The organism is Yersinia proxima, assembly GCF_902170785.1.
GTDB classification, from domain to species: Bacteria; Pseudomonadota; Gammaproteobacteria; order Enterobacterales; family Enterobacteriaceae; genus Yersinia; species Yersinia proxima.
On sequence record NZ_CABHYG010000004.1, the window covers coordinates 70,125 to 93,284 of the forward strand.

The following is a 23,160-nucleotide window of genomic DNA, read 5'->3' on the forward strand; positions in this document are numbered from 1 at the left end:
TTAACTTTGTAACGACATAGAGTCAAAGAAAAAGGCCTTTTTACCGCACCTTTCACCAATATTCGCTTCCGAAGCGACAGACAGTTTAAAATGCCTGATTAAATTACGCCACGGTTTATGGAAAATATTATGCCGCAATTAGTTCTGGCCTCAACATCATCATACCGCCGCGCATTGCTGGAAAAACTGCAATTGCCTTTTATCACTGCTGCACCACAAACCGATGAAAGCCCATTGCAAGGCGAAAGCGCGGGTGCGTTGGTGCAACGGTTAGCGCAAGCAAAGGCCCAGGCGCTGGCCGCTCATTACCCACAACACTTGATAATCGGCTCTGATCAAGTGTGCGTTATCAACGGTGCCATCGTCGGAAAACCCCATAATCATGCCAATGCGGTCAAGCAATTAGAACAAGCCAGCGGGCAATGTGTCACTTTTTATACCGGGCTGGCACTGCTCAATACAGCAACAGGTAGCCATAATTGCCTCTGCGAAACATTTGATGTTTATTTCCGCAAATTAAATAGCGCAGAAATTGAGGGTTATTTAGTGCGAGAACAACCGTGGAATTGTGCAGGCAGTTTTAAAAGTGAAGGGTTGGGCATCACTTTATTTGACAAGTTATCGGGCCGTGATCCGAATACTCTCATCGGCCTGCCGTTAATCGCCCTCACTCAAATGTTAATTGAGCAAGGGGTCAATCCCTTACTTTAAAATGCGGATAACTTTAAAATACGGATAGTTTTAAAACAGCTAGCCGCATTTTAAATCGCCGCTTTCTTACGTAATACCGCCAGGCAATGGCGCAATTGATTATCCAAAGGGGCTTCAATGCGCATGGTTTCACCGGTATTCGGATGTTCAAAACGTAAAGCGGCGGCATGCAGGAATAAGCGATGTAACCCTGTCCCCTGCAATTGGCTATCAAATTCTCGGTCACCATAGCGATCATCAAATGCGATCGGGTGGCCGGCATGTAGGGCGTGCACGCGAATCTGGTGTGTACGGCCCGTTATCGGGCTGGCTTTCACCAAAGTTGCATGCTCAAAACGCTCTTCTATTTTAAAGCGCGTTTCAGATGGTTTACCCTCACTACTGACTTTCACCATACGCTCGCCACTTTGCATAATATTTTTCAGCAACGGCGCTTGCACCGCTTTGCAATGGGATTGCCATTGCCCGCGCACCAAAGCCAAATAATCTTTTTGCATCCCTTTCAAGCGCAGTTGCTCATGTAAAGAGCGCAAAGCCGAACGTTTTTTGGCCACCAACAAAACACCGGAAGTATCGCGGTCAAGGCGGTGAACCAATTCCAGGAAACGCGCTTCAGGGCGAAGTGCGCGTAATGCTTCAATCACCCCGAAACTTAAACCGCTACCGCCGTGAACAGCTGTACCAGAAGGTTTGTTTAACACTAAGAGATAATCGTCTTCAAATAGAATGCAATCAGCCAGCGCAGCCACTTTATCAAGTTTAGCTGATACCTGAATCTCTTCGCGCTCGGCAACACGTACCGGTGGTACACGTACCACATCACCGTCAGCCAGTTTATATTCTGGCTTAATGCGCCCTTTATTAACACGAACCTCACCTTTGCGGACGATGCGATAGATCATACTCTTTGGCACACCTTTCAATTTCGTGAGCAAAAAGTTATCGATCCGCTGACCCGCTTCGTCGGCAGAAATGGTGATTAATTGTACTGCTGGATTATTCGTTTTCATGGGGCGCGATTCTAATTACACCGAGGAATTAGCGCCACCCCTTTTTCTGTGCTTAACTGTCATTCTGGCTATTTAAAGATAACGTTTGCGTGCATTTATTGTTTAATAAGACAACGATAGCCGCCAACACTGTGAATACAGTAAAAGAATCTTTACGTAGACAGGTAAAGTCATCTTGCTATATCAGTGTCAGCAATGGAATAATGTGATTAATTCTGCGTTGATTCTCGTTAGACCAAGAGACTTGTGGAATAATAAACTTTGCCTGATAACACAAAAACGCAGCAATGGCGTAAGACGTAATGTGAAATCAAGCAATTAGCGGGCTGCGGGTTGCAGCTTGGTCGGCAAGTGGGTCAGGCTCTGTTGTCTTATATTCAGAAGCTACCCTTTATATAAAAAGCGCTGTTTTTCAGAAAGAAACACAGGCTTACCGAAATAATGCGCCCCTATGCAGGCGACAACCGTGAGGTTGACGGCTTTGCTAGAAGACTCGGGGTCATCGGTTTACCCGACCATAGAGGTTATTTTGCCCGCAGTTCTAACGCCAATGTAAAAAAAACGAGTAAGTTAAAGATGAAAAGAATGTTGATTAACGCAACTCAGCAAGAAGAGTTGCGTGTTGCCCTTGTAGATGGACAGCGGCTGTATGATTTGGATATTGAAAGCCCAGGTCATGAACAGAAAAAAGCGAATATTTACAAAGGTAAAATCACCCGAATCGAACCCAGTCTGGAAGCCGCTTTTGTTGATTACGGCGCTGAACGACATGGTTTTCTCCCATTAAAAGAAATCTCTCGCGAATATTTCCCTAGTAATTATTCCTCTCATGGCCGCCCAAACATCAAAGATGTGCTGCGCGAAGGCCAGGAAGTTATTGTTCAGGTTGATAAAGAAGAACGCGGTAATAAAGGTGCCGCACTCACGACTTTCATCAGCCTGGCAGGTAGTTATTTAGTTCTGATGCCTAATAACCCACGTGCTGGTGGTATTTCTCGCCGTATCGAAGGTGATGACCGCACTGAACTGAAAGAAGCCCTATCCTCCCTGCAATTGCCTGATGGCATGGGTCTGATTGTTCGTACCGCCGGTGTTGGTAAATCTGCTGATGCGCTGCAATGGGACTTATCATTCCGTCTAAAACACTGGGATGCGATTAAAAAAGCCGCTGAAGGCCGCCCTGCACCGTTTCTGATCCATCAGGAAAGTAACGTGATTGTCCGTGCTTTCCGTGATTATCTGCGCCCGGACATCGGCGAAATCCTGATCGATAATCCTAAAGTTCTCGAACTGGCTAAAGAGCATATCGCAGCACTTGGCCGCCCGGATTTCAGTAGCAAAATCAAATTGTATAGTGGCGAAATCCCATTATTCAGTCACTACCAGATTGAGTCACAAATTGAATCTGCGTTCCAACGCGAAGTACGTCTGCCTTCCGGTGGTTCTATCGTTATCGATACCACTGAGGCCCTGACAGCAATTGATATCAACTCCGCCCGAGCAACTCGCGGTGGTGATATCGAAGAAACGGCATTCAATACCAACCTTGAAGCCGCCGATGAAATCGCTCGTCAGTTACGCTTACGTGACTTGGGTGGTTTGATTGTCATCGACTTTATCGATATGACACCGGTACGCCATCAACGTGAAGTAGAAAACCGCTTACGTGATGCCGTTCGTCAAGACCGTGCGCGCATCCAGATTGGCCGCATCTCTCGCTTCGGTTTACTGGAAATGTCCCGCCAGCGCCTCAGCCCATCACTGGGTGAGTCAAGCCACCATGTGTGCCCACGCTGTAGCGGTACAGGTACTGTTCGTGACAACGAATCTCTGTCACTTTCTATTTTGCGTTTGATTGAAGAAGAAGCGCTGAAAGAGAATACCCATGAAGTTCACGCCATTGTGCCGGTACAAATTGCATCGTATCTGCTGAACGAGAAGCGTGAATCTGTTAATGCCATCGAAAAACGCCAGGGCGGTGTGCGTGCAGTGATCGTGCCAAACGATCAGATGCAAACGCCGCATTATTCCGTGCTGCGCGTGCGCAAAGGCGAAGAAGTCCCTTCCCTTAGCTATTTGCTGCCGCAACTGCATGAAGCAGAAATGGCACAACCGCAAGAAGAAGCGACTATCGAGCGCAAACGTCCAGAGCAACCTGCGCTGGCGACGTTCTCTCTGCCAACAGAAGTACCACCAGAAACTGCCCCTGCTGCAAATGTTAAACCAACAGCCGCACCACAGGCCGCAACAGCTGTGGTGGCAGAACAACCTGGTTTCCTTAGCCGCCTGCTCAGTGGGCTGAAAGGTCTCTTCGGTGGTTCAACAGAAACCGAAGTGAAACCGGTTGAAGTTGAAAAAACTGAAACCAACGAAAACCGTCGTAACGATCGCCGTAATCCTCGCCGCCAGAATAATGGCCGCAAAGACCGTGGTGATCGCACACCTCGTGAAGGCCGTGATAATAATAGTCGCGACAATAATGCTCGCGATAACGGCAACCGTGACAATGCTAACCGCGATAATAGCAATCGCGAGGGTCGTGACGATCAGCGCCGCAATAATAGACGCCCGGCGCAACAAGCAACGGCACCACAGGCACAGACTGAAGTTGTTGAAGCGGATAAAGCACAGCGTGAAGAACAGCCAGCCCGTCGCGGTGATCGCCAACGTCGTCGTCCACAAGATGATAAACGCCAGGTATCACAAGACGTTAAAGCTAAAGTTGATGCGGATATCGTCACAGCTGTAGTCGAAGAAGCGCAACCTGAGCAAGAAGAACGTCAACAGGTGATGCAGCGCCGTCAACGTCGCCAATTGAATCAGAAAGTCCGTATTCAATCCGCGAATGATGAGCTAAATGTTCTGGAAACACCTGTTAGCGAGCCGGTTTCCCACATTGCTGCACCAGTAGTGCAGGAAGAAGTGAAATTGCTGTCGCAAACAAGCTCACAGGCCGATGATGAAGCATCGAACGATCGTAATGGCAACAATGAAAATGGTATGCCACGTCGCTCTCGCCGCTCACCTCGCCACCTGCGTGTCAGTGGTCAACGCCGTCGCCGCTATCGTGATGAGCGCTACCCAACCCAGTCAGCTATGCCGCTGGCGGGTGCTTTCGCCTCACCAGAAATGGCATCAGGTAAAGTGTGGGTGCGTTATCCAGTAGCTCAACCGTTTGAACCCGCCTTTGTGGAAAATCCGGTTGAAGAACAACAACCCGTTGAGTACGTGCAGGAAGTTACTGCTGTAGTAGAACAAGTTGCTGTTATTGCAGCACCTGTTGTCGTTGCTGCACCTGTTGTCGTTGCTGCACCTGTTGCTGCTGCCGTCGCTGAAACTGTCGCGCCGACTCCAGCCCCGCAACACAAACCAGGTGGTTCTTCATCATCTGCAGCTGCTGTACCGGGCCGTGCGCCGGTTGTTGTGGAAACAGCAATAGTGGAAACCGCAATTGTAGAAACGGTAACTGTCGCGCCAATCGTTGAAACCCATGCTGTTGAAGAACCTACTCAGGTAACTGACATTGCACCAGCAGCAGAAACTATCACAGCAGTCGAGCCAGTAATTGAAGACGCTGTGGCAACAGAAACTGTGGTTGAAGCGACAATCGAACCCGTCGCTGTCGTGGAAGAAGCCGTAACCCAAGAGCCTGTAGTTGAAGAAACAGCAGCTGTAGTTGAAGACGCGACAGTCACTGAAGAAGCTGTAGTTGAAGAAGTTACAGTTGAAGAAGTTACAGTTGAAGAAGCGGTGGTTGAAGCACCAATCGTGGCGGAAACAGTGGTTGAAGATTCTGTGGCAGAAGAAGCTACGGTAACTGAATCACCAACCGACACAGCTCCTGTTGCCGTTGCACCGCAGCAGCCAGTTGTTGCTCATCCTGAAGGTGTGTTATTCAAGCACTATGCTTCAGCGCCAATGACCAAAGCACCAGCACCTGATTACGAACCAGCATCGCCAAGCCAAGGCCATTGGGAACGTCCAGCCTTTGATTTTGCAGGTAAAGGTTCTGCGGGTGGTCATGCGGCAGCAACTAAAGCAACAGCACCAGCAACAAAGCCACAATCGGTTGAATAGTAGCAATATCGTTCGGCCCTAATAGTGTAAAACCCGCCATTTGGCGGGTTTTTTATTGAGCAAAGATTATCACGCGATTTGCTTCACTTTCTTTATCTCAAGGCTTTCCAACTTGCCTTCAATAGCTTTGACAAACGCTTTGAAGTGCTCGGTTTTATTATGTTTTTCTAATGCATCTTCAGATGCCCAGCGCTCAAAAAACACAAAAGAGCCTTTTTGGTCGCTTTCAGCATGGAGATCATATTGCAGATTCCCCTTCTCTTCACGACTCGGTTCGATAACCTGATGAACTGCGGCGGTAACCTCAGCAATAAACTCAGGTTTCGCCACTAAACTGGCAATAACACGAACTTCCATAGTTATTCTCCCATCTGTACATTTAATTAGCGTATTTGACGATAAATCAATCGCTCACCCACTTGGGCAATTTTTTCGAAACCTCTCTATAAAAGCCCCTTTTTGCATTGTTTTCAACTTAGCCGTAACAATCAGATGCATCCGGAGCACTTTCCGCTTATCCTTAGACCCCGCCGGAAACAGCACAAAACCCCCGATATCTCATCATGACTGCGGAGCCCGTTGAATGACTGCACAACCCCAAACCCTGAAAATTCGCCGCCCCGATGACTGGCATATTCATTTACGTGATGACGAAATGCTCAGTACCGTGCTGCCCTATACTTCCGAGGTGTTTGCTCGGGCTATTGTCATGCCAAACCTGACACCCCCGATAACCACAGTTGCCAGTGCCATTGCCTATCGGGAACGTATTTTGGCGTCAATTCCTTCAGACCATAAATTCACACCGCTAATGACGTGCTACCTGACCAATACTCTGGACGTCAATGAACTGACTCTCGGTTTTGAACAAGGTGTGTTTACCGCCGCCAAGCTCTATCCGGCCAATGCCACCACCAACTCAACCCATGGTGTTTCTGATATTCCAGCAATTTATCCGCTGTTTGAACAGATGCAGAAGATAGGTATGCCGTTACTGATCCACGGAGAAGTCACTGACGCGGCTGTGGACATTTTTGATCGTGAAGCGCGCTTTATTGACCAAATCCTGGAACCGATACGCCGTCAATTCCCGGAGCTGAAAATTGTCTTTGAGCATATCACCACCAAAGAGGCAGCCTGTTATGTGCTGGAAGGCAATCGTTTCCTTGGTGCGACCATCACCCCTCAGCATTTGATGTTCAATCGTAATCACATGTTGGTTGGTGGAATTCGCCCTCACCTGTTCTGTTTGCCGATCCTAAAACGCAGTACTCATCAAGAGGCCCTACGTCAAGCGGTTGCCAGTGGCTCTGAGCGCTTCTTCCTCGGAACTGACTCAGCACCACATGCCAAACATCGTAAAGAGTCATCATGTGGCTGTGCAGGTGTGTTCAATGCCCCGTCGGCACTTCCAGCGTATGCCTCGGTGTTTGAAGAGATGAACGCACTGCAACATTTGGAAGCATTCTGCTCTTTGAACGGCCCACGTTTCTATGGTCTGCCCGTTAACGAAGATTTTGTTGAATTGGTTCGGGTTCCTTTCCAACAACCAGAAGAAATCTCACTCGGAAACGAATCTATTATTCCTTTCCTTGCCGGCCAGACCATCAACTGGTCAGTTAAAGTTTGATAGCTATGGCGGTAGAGCGCGCTTTTCTCTACTGCCTCAAATTTTTTTATCCGCCAGTTGCAGTCCGAATATTTATACTGTATAAATAACCAGTATGAATATTCGGAGGGCTAAATATGCGTGTTGAAGTCAGTATTGATAAAAAAAATCAGTTACCCGCAGGTGCTATCGAAGCACTCACCAATGAATTGAGTAAACGACTGAATACTAAATTCCCGGATATCACTACCGCAGTACAAGTGCGTTATGCCGGGGCCAATAATCTTTCTGTTTTAGGCGGTGCCAAAACCGATAAAGATCTCATCTCTGAAATATTACAAGAAATATGGGAAAGCGCAGACGACTGGTTCGATGCAGAATAAATTACAATAAAAATATGTTGTATACCCTAAATAATTCAAGTTGCAGGAAGGCGGCAAGTGAGAGACAAATTGGTTGCAAACCATGTTGAACAGCGCTGGCGCTGGCCCGCAGGGTGAGCCTCTGATGAGGCTCATAATCCCGATGAGCTTACAGTGTCGTAAGTGATTCGGGTTATTGAGTGTAGCCAACGCACATACAGCTTGAAGTATGACGGGTATAGATAAATGCTGTTTTGCCGGGGAATCGCTCCTCGGCTTTTTTCATTTTAATCTTCGCTTAATTAATCATCAGAAAATAAATAATTTGTAAAGATCTGTTGATAATCTCCACATTCACCAGCGCTTGCGTATACTAAAAAAGTTCACTTAGTATTGAGTCGCATTGATCCTCGTTAGTCACTCCAGTTAGTAACTACTATATAAGGGGTCTTTATGGACAGAAATGATGAAGTTATCCAGACTCACCCGCTCGTAGGTTGGGATATCAGCACTGTAGATGCATATGACGCGATGATGATACGTCTTCATTACCTGTCTTCCATGGATCAACCGCCTGAAGATGCGCTGGTTGATAGAACGCTCTGGCTGACGACTGATGTTGCACGCCAATTAATAAATATCTTAGAAGCAGGCATTGCCAAAATTGAGTCATCAGAATACGAAGATTTGGACCACCGTAAGCATTAATTATCACCAACAATTAATTTCTCAAAGCTCATAAAAAGGCATCAGTGAATATCACTTGATGCCTTTTTATTAACCGTTCCCACCATAATATCGCTAACATCCCTTTTGCTCTCCCTGACCCCGTGCTATTACTATCGTTTTAATTTTTATCGCAACTTGCCGCCTTTCATTTAAAACATTCTGTTTATTATCAGGATAAGACTGCGTTACAAATCAAACAGTGTTAAATAAGGCTAGCGATGATATTCACCAAGGTGAAAAATATGGATTATGATTTGATTGTCATTGGTAGTGGCTCCGTCGGTTCCGCCGCAGGTTACTACGCCTCACAAGCTGGTTTAAAAGTGCTGATGATTGACAGCGCAATGCCCCCTCACCAGGCAGGTAGTCACCACGGCGATACCAGAATTATTCGCCATGCATACGGTGAAGGCGAAAAATATGTGCCATTAGTATTGCGCGCACAAGCACTGTGGGATCAGCTCTCCACTCAGACCGGTGAAAAATTGTTTCAGGCCAGTGGTGTACTCAATTTGGGGCCTGATGATTCGACTTTCCTGAAAAATACACAACTCAGCGCGCAACAATATAATTTACCGGTCGACATTTTAAATGCAGCGCAGGTTCGTGAGAAATGGCCAGTATTTACTGTGCCAGATAATTATATTGGTGTGTTCGAACCACAATCGGGTTATCTGCGCTCAGAACTGGCGATAAAAACACTGATCAAAGCCGTCACTGAGGCTGGTTGCGGTATTTTATTTAACTGCCCGGTTACCGCGATTGAACCCTTGGATAATGGGGTTGATGTCGTGACCATTGATGGTACCTACAGCGCCAGGAAAGTGGTGGTCACCGCCGGAACCTGGGTGAAAGAGTTACTACCGCAATTACCCATAACAGCCATACGCAAAGTCTTCTCCTGGCACCATGCCGATGGTCGCTACAGTGAAGGGAATCATTTCCCGGCATTTACAGTAGAAACTCCGGATAACATTCATTACTACGGTTTTCCCTCACAAAATGATGAACTTAAGCTGGGTAAGCATGATGGTGGTCAACCGATAGAATCAGCCGCACAACGTAAGCCGTTTGGTGCTTATGCTGAAGATGGTACCGAAGTATTTGCCTTTTTACGTCATTTCTTGCCCGGTGTCGGTGTATGTCTGCATGGTGCTGCATGCACTTATGATATGAGTCCTGACGAAGATTTCATCATTGATACTGTGCCAGATAACACCAATATTATGGTTGTAACGGGTTTAAGTGGTCATGGCTTCAAATTTGCCCCTGCACTGGGTGAAATTGCGGCATTTTTTGCCCAAGATAAATCATCCCCTATTGATATCTCGGCATTCTCTCTGGCCCGGTTTACTCACTTAGAGTAAACAAACTTACAATTGACACATGACATTTTTGCCAATGACTATTCATATTTCAAACGAATCATTGGCAATTAATTTATATTGCTTACGGTTTATGTTTAGTATAAAAAACTATAAGTATAATAATTAGTAGAAAGTTAGCTCGTAAAACCCGTCAGTAAACATCGCAAATCCCGAATTGACGCCTTGGTCGTCAGAGGATTACCTTATCCTTGTATGCAGTCAGGTATGGTTGCTATTAGACAAGGATGTATGTCACATGAAAATATTAATTATTGACGAATGTTTTTATACCCGTTCCGGTGTAAATACTTATCTAAACAATTCGGCATCTCTTAATTTAATGGATGTTCCTACGGTTGAACAGGCAACATTCGCCATCCACAATTTTAATCCTGAGATAATAATTGTCAATCTGACGCAATATTGTCGCTTTGGGGGTCATTGCCCATTATTAGCTCAATTTATCAGTTGCTGCGCTCAGGCAAAAGTTTATATTTATCTTGATGCCTCATATCCATTCAGCGAAACGCCAATTCCGTTAACTGAAACCGTTTCAATTCTGGCTAAAAAGCATCTACCCGAACTGCTGAAAAGTTTATCAAGAGCTTCAGATGATAATAGTGGTAATAGTGGTAATAGTGGTAATACATGTAACTCACATCATTCATGCCATTCATCTCTGTTCAGCCCACAAGAACATAAAGTCATGTGCTATTGGATGACAGAAATGCCGAACTATCGCATAGCCAGAAAATTGAACATCAGTGATAGCACTGTCTACTCACACAAACGCCATATCACTGAGAAAATAAAAGTTAGAAACCGGTTGGAGTTATGTTTTATTTATAACGTATTTAAATATTTATACTAACGCTTAATTTAGCGTTAGTATAAATATTACTTTAAGGTTTTAAAAAAGAAGATAATCGTACAGATTAATTATATGTTTTACATAGCAAAAAATATTAAATTGACGGTTAAGTTATTGTTTATCTAATTTAAAACACCTACAATGAGCGATTGTTTTAGCCGCAGGCAGTCAGCATGTTAAATAAATTGCTTTCTATAGTTATCAATAATGTAAGAGAGCACCTAATACTCTATATCTGTTTGTGGCTCACATTGTTGGCTCTGGATATTTATTTCTTTTTCTATTAATTCACTGTCCGTACCATACCTTTCACGTTGAGTTGGCCAGCAGATATAGAACTCACCTGCTGGCCTCAGATTTTTAAGTCAGGATATTGGTTTTTCCGGCTCAGTTTGGGCAGGTTTACCGTCACTCAGTAACACCGCAAACTTATAGCCAGCAGGCGTTAATTCCAGTGCGATCTTGGCAATAATGGTTAAAGGTACTGAAAGCAACATACCTATCGGCCCCAATAGCCAACCCCAGAAAATCAATGATAAGAATACCACCAACGTTGATAACCCCAAGCCGCGCCCCATCATGCGCGGGTCAATAATGTTACCGCCAATCAAGTTGATAAGGATGTAACCACCAGTTACGGCGAATGCGTCGGCAAAACCGTTAAATAACAGAGCCTGGATAATGGGTGGAATGGCGGCTAATACTGACCCGATATTGGGAATATAATTGAGAACAAAAGCTAATAATCCCCACAGGAATGCAAACCTGACGCCCATTGCGGCCAAAAATAGCCAAATAACAATCCCTGTCGCGATACTAATAATGGTCTTAATCACCAGATAATGCGTCACGCCATTCAGCGCACGTCTGAGAATCGCATTCCCTTGTTCTGGATTATCAAACATCAACTGCATTTTATAAGGAAGGCGCTCAACTTCGAAGAGCATAAATACGACTGTCATTAATAGCAGGAAGGTGCTGGCCATTGCTCCAGAGAGATGGCTAAGCAGGCGGGTAACAAAGTTCATCGCCGTGCTGGGATCGACATGTTTCATAATGTCATCCACTGAAAACTCGATATTAAAGCGCATAGCAAACTCTTGCAGATCGCGCATTTTTTCCAGCATCATTCCGCGATATTGCGGTAATGAACGGGCAAATTCATTTAATGAAGATCCTAAGCGGCTAAACAGTAATGCCATCAGTAAAACAATAATGGTTACCAGTAAGACGATAGCCAGTGTGCGGGGGATTTTTATTTTTTCGAGTAATTTTACCAACGGGTTTAAAACAATGGCGAGAAATATTGCCAGTAAAAAGGGAACCACAATAGGCGATGCCGCCTTGATCCCAGCCATAATCACGACCAACATTGCCAGCATCGCAACTAAGCGCAACCCTTGGCCACTTACCACAGGTTTTGTCATTATCAATCCTTGTATTGGAACCGCCACGGCTCAAAATGGCAAAAAAAAGACGTTACCGGATAAAATAACCGACAACGCCTTATTTTAATAGCACCAGATATTACTTATCTATGCCCTTTTCCGGCATGGGAATATGCATCGTTGTTTGCAGTAACCCCTTAGACTTATTAAATATCTTAATGCCGTTTTCACGTCCTGCCCGGCGAGCACGTTGCTCTTCTTGAGGTAGCTTCAGTTCTTCCTGACAAATCGGGCTACAGCAACCTTCAAATTTTGCAGCACAAGCGGGGCACTGAATAAATAGCAAGTGGCAGCCATCATTCTTACAGTTAGTATGTGTGTCGCTCGGTGTGCCACATTGATGGCAATGCGCGATAACATCATCCGAGATCCGCTCACCCATCCGCTCATCAAAAACAAAGTTTTTACCTATAAATTTAAGTGGCAAACCTTGTTCTTTGGCTTTGCGGGCATATTCGATAATCCCGCCTTCGACGTGATAGACGTTTTTAAAACCATTATGCAACATATAGGCACTGGCTTTCTCACAGCGAATCCCACCAGTGCAATACATAACAATATTCTTCTCTTTGTCATGTTGTAGCATATCAACTGCCATCGGCAATTGTTCGCGGAAAGTATCCGAAGGAACTTCTATCGCATTTTCGAAATGGCCTACTTCATATTCATAATGATTACGCATATCGACGAACAAGGTATCGGGGTCATCAATCATCTGATTAACCTGATCGGCCTTCAGATAGTGCCCGACGTTACTGGGATCGAAACTGTCATCATCGATGCCGTCAGCCACAATGCGCTCGCGGACTTTCATACGCAGCACCCAAAATGACTTGCCGTCATCTTCATGCGCGACATTCAGCCGCACCTGGTCCAGCGCAGGATGTGCGGCAAACAGTGCCACTTTAAATTCATCATAACGGTTGGCAGGCACACTAATTTGGGCGTTGATGCCCTCTTTGGCCACATAAACCCGGCCGAAAACGCCGAGCTTAATAAATTGGCTATAGAGGTTATCGCGGAAGGCTTTGGCATCTTCCAATATGAAATATTTATAAAAAGAAACTGTGGTGCGCGGTTCGGTTTCAGCCAACATGCGCGCTTTAAGTTCCTCATTAGAAATTCGGTTATGTAACACTGGCATGGTGTACTTTCCTGTCTTTCAGAGAGGTTACTGATAAATATTTAATTACTGCTCAATGGGTTACGTAAGTCATTCGACTGCTAACCAGGGTAAATCATCGCGCAATAGAACTGATGTTTTGGCACCGGTCACCCCGTGCGGCGCATATAATACCTGAAACACCGACAGGGCACATCTTTAGCGGCAATTTCGATCGGTAAAAGCGGAGAGAACGATGCCGGTAAGTAAAGTAACTCCAGCGGTAATCAGTAACGTTTTGCTCTGCCAATCGGCACCGAAATAACCCAATATGCCCCCGACGACCAATAATCCCGCACTGAGTTTTGCAGCTGTCATCGACGGCTCTCCGATAAGAATGAATAACACCACGTAAGTGACTAACCAATAAATACACCAGCACTATCATAACGCAGAAATAAAAAATCCCTCTGCAAGTGAGAGGGATTTATTTATTCTTCGGTTTAAATTGTCGTGTATTAGCTTATTCGTTGCAATTTAGCCGGTAGCCCCTGCCTGACTGCCGCACCACTCACCCAATCGAGCCAGGTGTTGGGGACTTCTCTGGTGGGATCAGTAAAACCGAGATCATTCAAATTGCTTCCCTGGCCGATTCGTGGGTCTGACGCCATCACTACGCCATCCAGTGTGTGGGTTCTGGCGCCCATTTCGCGATGACCATAACCATGTTCAATGGCAACAACACCAGGCATAACGCCATCCAATAGACTGACTTGCACCTCCATCTGCCCTCCTGGGGTCATTAACCGCACAATATCACCATGTTGAATACCATTGCGCTGCGCATCTTGCGGGTTGATCGCCACCAGATTGGTGGATTTGACCGCACGTAGACGCTCAATCATCGCCGTTGAGCTGCTCATCAGATGAGATTTAAATGACATCAAGCGTAATGGCCAGTCGGCTGCCGGATAATGCTGGAACACATCTGAGCCGTCCGCCAGGCGCGGCGGATACCAGGTCGGGCAGCCGCTGTAGCGCTCGCCGGTAATGGCATGGTGATGTTTCGCCACATTTTCATTCCAGATTTGTAGTGGTTTTTTCCATTGCGGCCCGGTAGCGTCACCGTTCCAGCTTTTCTCATACGGCGCAAACCGCCCACCACGCGCCAGCAAATAAGCCACACGCCGCTGCTCGTCTTGGTACAAACTACGCTGAAGTGCAGGCCATAGACGATCGACGCCCGTTAGGCGCAATTCGTCATCAGCAGCCGCTGGCAGCGGCTTTTCGCCACCATAGGCAATATTGGCCGCCGCGCGTAAGTAATAATCTTCCGCGCGATCCAGCGACAAACTATTCCCCTCACTGTCCTGCATGGCATTGGCCCCAAACCCTGGTAGCTTCATCGCCTTGGCAACAGCAATCAAGAAACTCTCCATTGCCACCGGTTCACCTTGTGCGGTGCGGGCGGTGCGTGGTTCCACCACTGGCCAACGAGCGGTGCTGGCCTTCACTAGCACACCAGCCCACGGCGCACTGAACCCCCAACTCTCAAAATTATGCGTGTCCGGCACGATATAATCTGCCAACGCGGTGGTTTCATTCATAAAAGCATCGATAGCGATGAATAAGGGTAACTGACGGGGGTCTTGCAACCGCTCTTCAATGAGATTGCGTAGACCCGCCACCCCATACAGCGGGTTGGTCATATGGCTTATCCAGGCTTTCAGCGGATAGGGGTAACCCGCCAGCGCTGGGGCTAATTGTTCGGTTAACTGCCCGCCAACAAACGGATACCACGGGCCACGGGCCGGATAACCTGATTGCCCTTGTTGGATTTTCTGCTGATATTCTTCTGACTTTTCATAAGGCTGTTTACTGCGCGATAGCGGTAGTCCCTTTGGTTTAACCATGCCGACAAAGGTGGCTAACTGGTAACGTGGCCCATCAGCAAAACCATCAAACTTACCACCGCCGACCGACACGCCGCCTTTCAGGTTGAGATTACCAATCATGGCATTCAACATCATGACTGCCCAGGTGGTGTAAAACCCGTTGCCCCCCATCATACCGCCATGTGAAATCACCGCAGCCTGACGCTGATAAGCAGTGAACTCGCGGGCTAAACCAATAATTGTTGCCTCCGGCACGCCGCATTGCTGACTGTATTCGGCCAGCGTAAAGCGCGCGGCGGCTTGTTGCAGGCATGTCATACCCGATTGCACTTGTACCTTTTGACCATCATGCAAGGTGACGTCTTGGGTGACGAACAATTCGGCCTGTAACATCTGAGCGGCGGGTTGTAGCGCTCCATCGATGGCTTGCGCTAATACCGGGCCTTCTTCTCCCTCAGCGACGGGTTCGCCACTCAACATATTGGCGCGTAAAAACTGCCCCGCCAGCGGATGGGTTTCTGTGGTGATAACCAAATGGCTGGCATTAGTCCAACTGCGCTCCCCGGCGGCTTGCATCGCCATTTCTCCAGGAATGGCAAGATAAGCGTGGTTAAACCGATGCTGTTCGATAATCCAGCGGATGATTCCCATCGCCAGTGCGGCGTCGGTTCCCGGCAGCACCGGAACCCAGCGGTTATGCTGATTGGCCAGTGTGGTGGTCAGCGGCAAAGCAGGAGCGACCACTACATAATTGAAATCATCCCGTTGGCGGGCATTGGCTAACTGTCGCCCCTGACGTTTAAACGGGTTACCCGATTGCGCCGGTGAAGTTCCCAAAAACAGGGCGAAACGGACGTTATCCCAATCAGGCTTAACATGGGCATTTTTGTCCAAATCCCCCATCAACGCACCAGAACCGGCACGGTAGGCCAGCCCACAATAAGCACCGTGACTACCCAAGTTTTTGGTGCCAAATGCCTGATTAGCAAAGCGCTGAATAAAAGCATCTCGCCCATCATCACCGGCATTGGTTACCAGCAATTGGTTAGCTTTCGGGCCTAAAGAGGGCTGCTTAGCATCAATCGGTGTAGCCAGATCACGGATAGCGCGCAGCCCCTCAACCGGCCCCTCACCAAATAAATCGCCGCCCTCGGTCACCTCGGCGACTAATTGTTCAAAACTGATACGCTGCCATTTACCACTACCGCGCGGCCCCACTCGCTTCATCGGTTCCGTGATGCGGTAAGGACTATCGACACCTTCCAACAGGGTTGCCCCGCGGGCACAAGCGGTTGAGCGCCCGGTCATGCCCTGCTCACCGCCAAGACGTTGCAGCGCTTCGCCTACCGGTAATTGATAGGGGAAGTGGTGGTCATGAGATAAGGGGTGGTAAGGGTTACCAGCGATGCGCAGGATCTTGTTCTGCTGGGTATCGACCCGCACCCGTAAGCCGCATAGCGTCCAACAGCCAAAACATTGTGTCATGGACACAGCCTGCTGAGGATTGGCTTGCCACTGTGGTCCGACTCGTCCTTCTGTTGGCAAAGCATTACCACTGATGGGGTCAAGTGTCAGTTTGCCCGCACTGCCGTCCACCAATCCAGCCAGTGTTTTGCGCGCGACCGCATGGTAGCTGGCACCAAACGCCATTACGCCACCCAAGGCTAAGCTGCCCTTTAACCATTGACGCCGTGTAGACTTAGCCATGATGTATTTCCCCTTCCACTCGGTTTGCACCTGTTACTTTTTGTTCAAGCCATTTGACACCTTCGCGGATAGCAATGATTGCTGCGACCCATAATCCGAAAGTGCCAATAATTGCCAGCAATCCTTCGCTGCCCAACGGCAAGGTGTAAGGGTTGGCTAACACATTGTATTTAGGCAAGGTTTGCGTTTGCATCAGTAGCAACCAGCGCACTGACCAGCACAATGTCAGTGCGATCAATGCCTGAGTTGCTATCACGGGAGTGGATAATGTTTTTCTGCCATTGAATAGAGCCAACCCGAATAACAGCAACCACAGCACCAGCGGAAATAGTGCGATGAATGGCGACTGAACAGCCCAATGGCGCAGAGCTTGGGCGGAAGGGTTATTACCGCTGGCCCATAGCAGCGTAACTAATGCCAGCGCCCCTAAACTGATCAGTTGCCAGCGCGCCAGCGGGCGTTGATATTGCGGTTCACGCCATAGCCATAGCGCCAACAAAGAGGGAATGGCTTGACAGGCAGTCAGGAAAATAAACAGCGGTAACCACCAGCTAAACCACAGCGGTTGGGCGCGTAATATCGATACCTCTCGCCCGGTGTAAAGCAAAATGCTGATGGCGGAAAGCCCACAAAGCAGTGCCAACCCGGCCAGCAGCCGTGGCAAAGGTTTGGCCTTTAACCGGCTATAAATCAGCGCCAGAAAATAGCCCATAACCAACAGGCTAAACAGCGGCAAAAAAATGGAACCCCATGACATCCACGACCATGGGGTGAAATGCGCATAAAAATGCCAAACACGAGCCGGTTGATGAAGATCCGCATTTAGCGCCAGAGGGGCAACTATAACGGTGGTCACCGCCAGCATCAGTGCGGCGAACTCCCATTGACTTTGCTGCGCGGACAACTTTCCTTGACGGGCGCAGATGCGCTGCCCGCCCGCAAACAGCACCGCGCCGCACGCCAGCCCAATAAAGAAGAAATATTGCACGGCCCAAGGTAGCCAGGCGATATCCTGCGGGCGAGCCAGAATTTCACGGATCATCGTTTCCTGGATCATGCATGAACCTCCTGCCAGAGCGCTGGTTGGCCTGGTAATGGCTGAGTAAACACCTCGTTTAGTCCGAGATAAAACACCTGTGGATGGGTACCTTGCTCCGGCTTCAATACTTTGATGTCAGCGGCATGCTCCAATAGCATGTTGCGCAATGTGCTGTTGCCATCACGCAAGTCACCAATAATCCGCGCCCCACCGACACAGGACTCCACGCAGGCTGGCAATAATCCGGCATCAAGGCGGTGAACACAGAAAGTACATTTATCTGCCGTTTGAGTGCTGTGATTGATAAATCGCGCTTCATAAGGGCAAGCCTGCACACAATAGGCGCAACCTACGCAGCGGGTATTATCAATTACCACAATGCCGTCTTGCCGCTGATAAGTGGCTTGTACCGGGCAGACCGGCACACAAGGCGGGTTATCACAGTGATTACATAAACGAGGCAGTAATACGTTAGTGACACTTTCTGCCCCCGATAGCGCAATCTGATACTGATTAACAGTGGTGCGGAACTGGCCTTGCGGCAGTTGGTTTTCAATGGCGCAACTGACGGTGCATGCCTGGCAACCAATGCAGCGGCGTAAATCAATCAACATGGCATAGCGCCGTTTGATATCACCTTGTTTGCGCACCGGCTCCATCTGCCAACCCGCATCAGCTAATGGCACCAGTGCGGTTCCGGCTGTTAACACCCCCAGACGCTGTAGAAATGCTCTCTTCCCTTGATCCATTTTTTCTCACCCTCTTCTTGATACAGGGAGTGTAGAAATCGATGAGCAGAAGCCCTATTGTGGTTTTCCACATTCCCTTTAGGGACTTGATCCAGGACAATTGCACCCTGCGACGGGGATCATAAAAAAGGAACATGCATGTATTTCAGAGTGCTGGCGATAATGCTGTTTGGCTGTATTTCTGCCGCCCACGCCCATGATTGGACGATTGGTGTGCTGGCACTGCGCGGCGATGCTCAGGCACAAGCACATTGGCAACCGTTGGTCGATAATTTGAATCAACAACTGCCGGATCAGCATTTTCAGTTATTGCCGCTGGACTTACATGCGATGAAAAACGCCGTGGCGCAGAATCGAATTGATTTTCTGCTCACCAATCCGGCGCAATATGTGCAGATTGATAGCCACTTTCCGCTGCGTTGGTTAGTGTCTTTGCGCTCAAGTCATGAGCCAGATGGCACCAGTCGCAATGTGATTGGCAGTGTCATTTTGGTGCGGGCTGACAGTGATATCCACTCACCACTGGGGCTGACAGGCAAACGTGTCGGCGCGGTGTCACCTGAGGCTTTTGGCGGTTACTTATTGGGATACAAAGCATTACGCGACGCAGGGTTACAACCTGAACAGGATTTCAAGCTGCATTTTTCTGGCTTTCCGGTAGATGCACTAATTTATTTGCTGCGTGATCGCGCCATTTCTGCAGCTATTGTCCCCACTTGCTTGCTGGAAGATATGCAAGCTGAAGGGTTGGTGCATGCCCGCGATTTTCGGCCATTACTGGCAAAACAAGCCACTATCCCCTGCCTGACCAGCACCGAGTTGTACCCAAACTGGTCATTTGCCGCGCTGTCACATGTGCCAGATCAGTTAGCCGATAATGTGACGCGAATTTTGCTCAACCCCGCTGACAGCAAGGCCCCACAGTGGGGCGCCCCCTCCTCTACCAGCCAGGTTGAAACCCTGTTGCGCTCGGTCAATCAGCACCCGCAACAGCCCTATTTCTGGCAACAAATTCTCGATTGGGCGCAGCAGCACCGGCTGTTGATTGCCGCCATTGCGCTGATTCTGCTGCTGCTCGGCGCTAATCATATTTGGGTCGCCTTTCTGGTGCGCCGCCGCAGTCGCCAGCTTGAACAACTACACCAGCAACTCAGAATCAAGGAGGGCGCATTGGAACAAGCCCAACGGCTGAGTATTCTGGGCGAAATGGCATCGGGCTTTGCTCATGAACTGAACCAACCGCTTTCTGCTATTCAACATTATGCCGACGGCTGCGCTATTCGCCTGCAACGAGAGCAAGCGGATCATCCGTTATTACCCATTCTCGGGCAGATCAGTCAGCAGGCTCAACGCGGGGCCGATACCATTGCTAACTTGCGCTTGTGGGCAGGGAAATCCCCCACATCTGACAGGGCGACCACCAGCCAGCCGCTGCCAGAACTGCTGTTGCATCTGTGGCAATTATTAGGGGCAGAGCAACATCAACCGCCTTGCCAGCTACATACCGATATTGACCCACAGATCGCGCTACATTTACCGCCGACCTTACTGGATCAGGTGTTATGCAACCTGATAACCAATAGTTTGCAAGCAGGTGCGCGGCAGTTATGGTTTAGTGCTCATCAGCAAGCTAACGCGGTGACACTGACATTGCAAGATGATGCCGGAGGATTGACCTCAGAGCAACTCAGCCAACCTTTTGCCCCTTTCCGCTCCAGCAAAAGTGAAGGCCTCGGCCTGGGTCTGGTGATTTGCCAGCGGCTAATAAACAGCCAGGGCGGAAATCTGACATTACGCAATCAGGTTGCCACCAATGGCTATATGGGGTTGCATGTCATCGTGACGTTGCCACTTAACCCAAGCAAGGAGTTTAGTTTTGTCACTGATTCACCTGGTTGATGACGATATTGCTGTTACTGATGCCTGCCGTTTTTTACTGGAAAGCCTCGGCTACAAAGTGAAAGTGTGGCATGAGGGCGACCGTTTTCTGGCACAAGCCGATTTATATCAGCCCGGCGTAGTATTGCTGGATATTCGCATGCCATTGCTTGATGGCACTGAGGTTTATGCCCGGATGCGCCAGTTAAACAGTACTCTGGCGGTGATATTTCTCACCGCGCACGGTGAAGTGCCACAAGCGGTCGAGCAAATGAAATTAGGAGCCGTCGATTTCCTACAAAAACCGGTCGCTACGGCACCGTTAATCGCAGCGTTACAACAGGGTTTTGTGCAATCGGAACAACTTGTCACCCGCCGACAGGTACAACTGCGTTATGCCTCACTGACCCCACGGGAGCAGATGATCGCCCAATGGGTAATGCAAGGTTTGATTAATCGCGATATCGCGGATAGAGCCTGTGTCTCCGTTCGCACCGTCGAAGTCCATCGCGCCAAAGTGATGGAAAAAATGGCCGTCAATAGTCTGGCCGAATTAGTCAGCCTATTAAATCCGATAAAATAGCCGAATTGACCTTGGTCATATAACAATCAAACAGGTAATTAATCTGATGAAAACTTCAACAAAAGGGCATAAAAATGGCTTTTTGGTGCGGTCTTTTTTCCTGTAAGCCGCTAAAAATGCCACAATAGTCTACCTTAAAACGACAGATAAACAGGTTGGTACAGGGCCTATTGAGGTTCTTTTATGAACTCTAGTGCACCATCAATAGCTGTCCGAACGAATAACAAGGACGATGAAAACAGATATGCAAGTTCCCTCTTTTAATCGCTCACTACTACATCCACGTTATTGGCTGACCTGGCTCGGCCTCGGTATTCTCTACCTGCTGGTGCTACTCCCCTACCCGGTGATTTATGCTATGGGCACCTCCCTTGGCCGCTTTTCCATGCGATTTCTTAAGCGACGCAAGCGCATTACGCAGCGCAATCTGGAGCTGTGTTTCCCGGATATGCCCAAAAGTGAACGAGACGAACTGCTGGTGAAGAATTTTGAATCCGTCGGCATGGGGCTATTTGAGACCGGTATGGCATGGTTTTGGCCCAATTGGCGTATTGAGCGTTGGTGCAGTGTTAGCGGGCTGGAACATATCCAAAAAGCGCGCGATGAAGGTAAAGGGGTTTTGTTAATAGGATTGCATTTCCTGACGCTGGAGCTGGGGGCGCGTATTTTTGGCATCTACAATCCAGGGATTGGTGTCTATCGGCCACATGATAATAAAGCGATGGATTGGATGCAGACTTGGGGCCGGATGCGCTCCAACAAAGCCATGCTGGATCGCAAAGATCTCAAAGGGATGATCCGCAGCCTTAAACAGGGTGAGATTATCTGGTATGCACCAGACCATGATTACGGCCCACGCAGCAGTGTGTTTGTGCCGCTGTTTGCCGTTGATCAAGCCGCCACCACCACCGGGACTTATCTGCTGGTGCGCATGGGTAAACCGGCCATTATTCCTTTCACCCCGCGCCGACTACCGGATGGGAAAGGCTATCAGCTGCTTTTACAGCCAGCGGTGGATAACTTCCCTCTGGATAATGAAGTCGAAGCTGCAGCATTTATGAATAAAGTGGTCGAGAAAGAGATTGAACGCGCGACGGATCAATACATGTGGCTCCACCGGCGTTTTAAAACCCGGCCAGAGGGCGCTCCTTCGCTATATGAGTAATTAGCTTAGATCAAAATAATATAACCAATGATAATGAGAATTAGTTTACATCAGTTTTTTTGATACAATCTGTCAGTATTATCCAATAGAAATATAGTACTAGTCTGACGATACTGAGTTAATTTCTCTGAGTTATTTTCTGGATATACCCTAAATAATTCAAGTTGCAGGAAGGCGGCAACTGAGTAAATCCCCAGGAGCTTACATAAGTAAGTGACTGGGGTGAGCGAAGGCAGCCAACGCACATGCAGCTTGAAGTATGACGGGTATATGTTTCTTGATAAGGATATATCTATATATGCTGGCAACTCTCAACCTCTGGTTCACACGGCTTACGGATCACCCGAACGGCGGCAAACTGTTATTACGCCTTACGTTCGGTGTTTTAATGTTATTTCATGGTGTGGCAAAAATTCAGCACGGCACCAGTTGGATCGCCGCGTCTTTACAGGAACAGGGCATTCCCGGGTTTGTCGCTTATGGTGTTTACATTGGCGAGATTGTGACCCCGATTCTGATTATTCTTGGTCTGTTTACCCGCCCAGCCGCATTTATTTATGCGGTTAACCTGCTGGTGGCAGTATTGATGGTCGGTACTGGTAAGTTCTTCACCCTGACCCAAGTGGGCGCATGGGGTTTGGAAAACGAAGCGATGTACTTCCTCGGCGGCGTCGCTATTATGCTGCTGGGTAGTGGTCGTTATTCCGTCACCAAAAATGAAGCCTATCGCTGATAACCAACATCACTCTGCTGATGTGATAAAAAAGCTGCTGCGCCACTGGTGCAGTGGCCTTTTATTCCATTATCACCAAATGGAATAAGTATATCTCCACATTTCAAACCCTCTTTCCATTTTAA

20 protein-coding genes are annotated in these 23,160 nt (G+C 48.1%); 12 read left to right on the forward strand and 8 right to left on the reverse strand.

Annotated elements, in window-relative coordinates; all coding sequences use genetic code 11:
- Window positions 1-129 precede the first annotated feature (129 nt).
- Complete coding sequence (locus FTB31_RS02405) at window positions 130-711, forward strand: Maf family protein (RefSeq protein ID WP_050078788.1); 582 nt, start codon at window positions 130-132, stop codon at window positions 709-711.
- 50 nt (window positions 712-761) lie between these two features.
- On the opposite strand, the gene rluC is transcribed toward FTB31_RS02405, so the two are convergent.
- Window positions 762-1,721, reverse strand: coding sequence for a 23S rRNA pseudouridine(955/2504/2580) synthase RluC (gene rluC, locus FTB31_RS02410; RefSeq protein WP_005157930.1), 960 nt, complete (start codon window positions 1,719-1,721; stop codon window positions 762-764).
- Window positions 1,722-2,297: 576 nt separating this feature from the next.
- Between rluC and rne the strand changes: the two genes are divergently transcribed.
- A complete protein-coding gene (gene rne, locus FTB31_RS02415) occupies window positions 2,298-5,798 on the forward strand; it encodes a ribonuclease E (protein WP_227731228.1) in 3,501 nt (1,166 codons plus the stop codon).
- 69 nt (window positions 5,799-5,867) lie between these two features.
- On the opposite strand, the gene FTB31_RS02420 is transcribed toward rne, so the two are convergent.
- Entirely contained in the window at window positions 5,868-6,155 is a 288-nt protein-coding gene (locus FTB31_RS02420) for a putative quinol monooxygenase (protein ID WP_019079805.1), read from the reverse strand.
- Between the two features lie 226 nt (window positions 6,156-6,381).
- On the opposite strand from FTB31_RS02420, the gene pyrC reads away from it, so the two are divergent.
- The 6 genes from pyrC (at window position 6,382) to FTB31_RS02450 (ending at window position 11,023) form a co-directional block, all read left to right on the forward strand.
- Window positions 6,382-7,428, forward strand: a complete 1,047-nt coding sequence (pyrC, locus tag FTB31_RS02425) for a dihydroorotase (RefSeq protein WP_227731066.1) — start codon at window positions 6,382-6,384, stop codon at window positions 7,426-7,428.
- A gap of 116 nt (window positions 7,429-7,544) precedes the next feature.
- Window positions 7,545-7,790: a DNA damage-inducible protein I gene (dinI, locus tag FTB31_RS02430; RefSeq protein ID WP_227731067.1), complete on the forward strand. Its 246-nt coding sequence runs from the start codon at window positions 7,545-7,547 to the stop codon at window positions 7,788-7,790.
- A 432-nt stretch (window positions 7,791-8,222) separates the two neighbouring features.
- A complete protein-coding gene (gene bssS / locus FTB31_RS02435) occupies window positions 8,223-8,477 on the forward strand; it encodes a biofilm formation regulator BssS (protein ID WP_050078784.1) in 255 nt (84 codons plus the stop codon).
- A gap of 263 nt (window positions 8,478-8,740) precedes the next feature.
- A complete protein-coding gene (gene solA / locus FTB31_RS02440; protein WP_227731068.1) occupies window positions 8,741-9,865 on the forward strand; it encodes an N-methyl-L-tryptophan oxidase in 1,125 nt (374 codons plus the stop codon).
- A 256-nt stretch (window positions 9,866-10,121) separates the two neighbouring features.
- Window positions 10,122-10,736 carry a LuxR C-terminal-related transcriptional regulator gene (locus FTB31_RS02445; protein WP_227731069.1) on the forward strand — a complete coding sequence of 205 codons (615 nt, stop codon included), beginning with the start codon at window positions 10,122-10,124 and terminating at the stop codon, window positions 10,734-10,736.
- A gap of 173 nt (window positions 10,737-10,909) precedes the next feature.
- Window positions 10,910-11,023, forward strand: a complete 114-nt coding sequence (locus FTB31_RS02450) for a DUF2770 family protein (RefSeq protein ID WP_005179400.1) — start codon at window positions 10,910-10,912, stop codon at window positions 11,021-11,023.
- 78 nt (window positions 11,024-11,101) lie between these two features.
- Here the strand turns inward: FTB31_RS02450 and FTB31_RS02455 are convergent, their stop codons facing one another.
- The 6 genes from FTB31_RS02455 to ttrB all read right to left on the reverse strand — a co-directional run bounded on the left by FTB31_RS02455 (window position 11,102) and on the right by ttrB (window position 18,676).
- Entirely contained in the window at window positions 11,102-12,163 is a 1,062-nt protein-coding gene (locus FTB31_RS02455; protein WP_050078781.1) for an AI-2E family transporter, read from the reverse strand.
- A gap of 100 nt (window positions 12,164-12,263) precedes the next feature.
- Window positions 12,264-13,328, reverse strand: a complete 1,065-nt coding sequence (trhO, locus tag FTB31_RS02460) for an oxygen-dependent tRNA uridine(34) hydroxylase TrhO (protein WP_227731070.1) — start codon at window positions 13,326-13,328, stop codon at window positions 12,264-12,266.
- 177 nt (window positions 13,329-13,505) lie between these two features.
- A complete protein-coding gene (locus FTB31_RS02465; RefSeq protein ID WP_227731071.1) occupies window positions 13,506-13,664 on the reverse strand; it encodes a hypothetical protein in 159 nt (52 codons plus the stop codon).
- A gap of 140 nt (window positions 13,665-13,804) precedes the next feature.
- Complete coding sequence (gene ttrA, locus FTB31_RS02470; RefSeq protein WP_227731072.1) at window positions 13,805-16,888, reverse strand: tetrathionate reductase subunit TtrA; 3,084 nt, start codon at window positions 16,886-16,888, stop codon at window positions 13,805-13,807.
- Window positions 16,881-17,945 carry a tetrathionate reductase subunit TtrC gene (ttrC, locus tag FTB31_RS02475; RefSeq protein ID WP_227719694.1) on the reverse strand — a complete coding sequence of 355 codons (1,065 nt, stop codon included), beginning with the start codon at window positions 17,943-17,945 and terminating at the stop codon, window positions 16,881-16,883. The genes ttrA and ttrC overlap by 8 nt, the downstream gene beginning before the upstream one ends.
- The gene (gene ttrB / locus FTB31_RS02480) at window positions 17,942-18,676 is read right to left on the reverse strand and encodes a tetrathionate reductase subunit TtrB (RefSeq protein WP_227719696.1); all 735 of its coding nucleotides are present in this window, start codon (window positions 18,674-18,676) and stop codon (window positions 17,942-17,944) included. Before ttrB ends, ttrC begins: the two co-directional genes overlap by 4 nt.
- Window positions 18,677-18,814: 138 nt before the next feature.
- Between ttrB and ttrS the strand changes: the two genes are divergently transcribed.
- The 4 genes from ttrS (at window position 18,815) to FTB31_RS02500 (ending at window position 23,035) form a co-directional block, all read left to right on the forward strand.
- Entirely contained in the window at window positions 18,815-20,575 is a 1,761-nt protein-coding gene (gene ttrS, locus FTB31_RS02485) for a tetrathionate respiration histidine kinase TtrS (RefSeq protein ID WP_227731073.1), read from the forward strand.
- The gene (gene ttrR, locus FTB31_RS02490; RefSeq protein WP_019083413.1) at window positions 20,553-21,137 is read left to right on the forward strand and encodes a tetrathionate respiration response regulator TtrR; all 585 of its coding nucleotides are present in this window, start codon (window positions 20,553-20,555) and stop codon (window positions 21,135-21,137) included. Before ttrS ends, ttrR begins: the two co-directional genes overlap by 23 nt.
- A gap of 244 nt (window positions 21,138-21,381) precedes the next feature.
- Window positions 21,382-22,302, forward strand: a complete 921-nt coding sequence (locus FTB31_RS02495) for a Kdo(2)-lipid IV(A) acyltransferase (RefSeq protein WP_265102029.1) — start codon at window positions 21,382-21,384, stop codon at window positions 22,300-22,302.
- Window positions 22,303-22,600: 298 nt separating this feature from the next.
- A complete protein-coding gene (locus tag FTB31_RS02500) occupies window positions 22,601-23,035 on the forward strand; it encodes a DoxX family protein (RefSeq protein ID WP_050078775.1) in 435 nt (144 codons plus the stop codon).
- Window positions 23,036-23,160 lie beyond the last annotated feature (125 nt).

What these genes read in the sequence shown, in the direction of transcription:
- FTB31_RS02465 (WP_227731071.1), bottom strand. Translation starts at nt 13,664, where the DNA reads ATGACAGCTGCAAAACTCAGTGCGGGATTATTGGTCGTCGGGGGCATA.
- trhO (WP_227731070.1), bottom strand. Translation starts at nt 13,328, where the DNA reads ATGCCAGTGTTACATAACCGAATTTCTAATGAGGAACTTAAAGCGCGC.
- FTB31_RS02495 (WP_265102029.1), top strand. Translation starts at nt 21,382, where the DNA reads ATGCAAGTTCCCTCTTTTAATCGCTCACTACTACATCCACGTTATTGG.
- FTB31_RS02405 (WP_050078788.1), top strand. Translation starts at nt 130, where the DNA reads ATGCCGCAATTAGTTCTGGCCTCAACATCATCATACCGCCGCGCATTG.
- rne (WP_227731228.1), top strand. Translation starts at nt 2,298, where the DNA reads ATGAAAAGAATGTTGATTAACGCAACTCAGCAAGAAGAGTTGCGTGTT.
- FTB31_RS02455 (WP_050078781.1), bottom strand. Translation starts at nt 12,163, where the DNA reads ATGACAAAACCTGTGGTAAGTGGCCAAGGGTTGCGCTTAGTTGCGATG.
- ttrC (WP_227719694.1), bottom strand. Translation starts at nt 17,945, where the DNA reads ATGATCCAGGAAACGATGATCCGTGAAATTCTGGCTCGCCCGCAGGAT.
- bssS (WP_050078784.1), top strand. Translation starts at nt 8,223, where the DNA reads ATGGACAGAAATGATGAAGTTATCCAGACTCACCCGCTCGTAGGTTGG.
- FTB31_RS02420 (WP_019079805.1), bottom strand. Translation starts at nt 6,155, where the DNA reads ATGGAAGTTCGTGTTATTGCCAGTTTAGTGGCGAAACCTGAGTTTATT.
- FTB31_RS02445 (WP_227731069.1), top strand. Translation starts at nt 10,122, where the DNA reads ATGAAAATATTAATTATTGACGAATGTTTTTATACCCGTTCCGGTGTA.
- rluC (WP_005157930.1), bottom strand. Translation starts at nt 1,721, where the DNA reads ATGAAAACGAATAATCCAGCAGTACAATTAATCACCATTTCTGCCGAC.
- ttrB (WP_227719696.1), bottom strand. Translation starts at nt 18,676, where the DNA reads ATGGATCAAGGGAAGAGAGCATTTCTACAGCGTCTGGGGGTGTTAACA.
- pyrC (WP_227731066.1), top strand. Translation starts at nt 6,382, where the DNA reads ATGACTGCACAACCCCAAACCCTGAAAATTCGCCGCCCCGATGACTGG.
- dinI (WP_227731067.1), top strand. Translation starts at nt 7,545, where the DNA reads ATGCGTGTTGAAGTCAGTATTGATAAAAAAAATCAGTTACCCGCAGGT.
- solA (WP_227731068.1), top strand. Translation starts at nt 8,741, where the DNA reads ATGGATTATGATTTGATTGTCATTGGTAGTGGCTCCGTCGGTTCCGCC.
- ttrS (WP_227731073.1), top strand. Translation starts at nt 18,815, where the DNA reads ATGTATTTCAGAGTGCTGGCGATAATGCTGTTTGGCTGTATTTCTGCC.
- FTB31_RS02500 (WP_050078775.1), top strand. Translation starts at nt 22,601, where the DNA reads ATGCTGGCAACTCTCAACCTCTGGTTCACACGGCTTACGGATCACCCG.
- FTB31_RS02450 (WP_005179400.1), top strand. Translation starts at nt 10,910, where the DNA reads ATGTTAAATAAATTGCTTTCTATAGTTATCAATAATGTAAGAGAGCAC.
- ttrA (WP_227731072.1), bottom strand. Translation starts at nt 16,888, where the DNA reads ATGGCTAAGTCTACACGGCGTCAATGGTTAAAGGGCAGCTTAGCCTTG.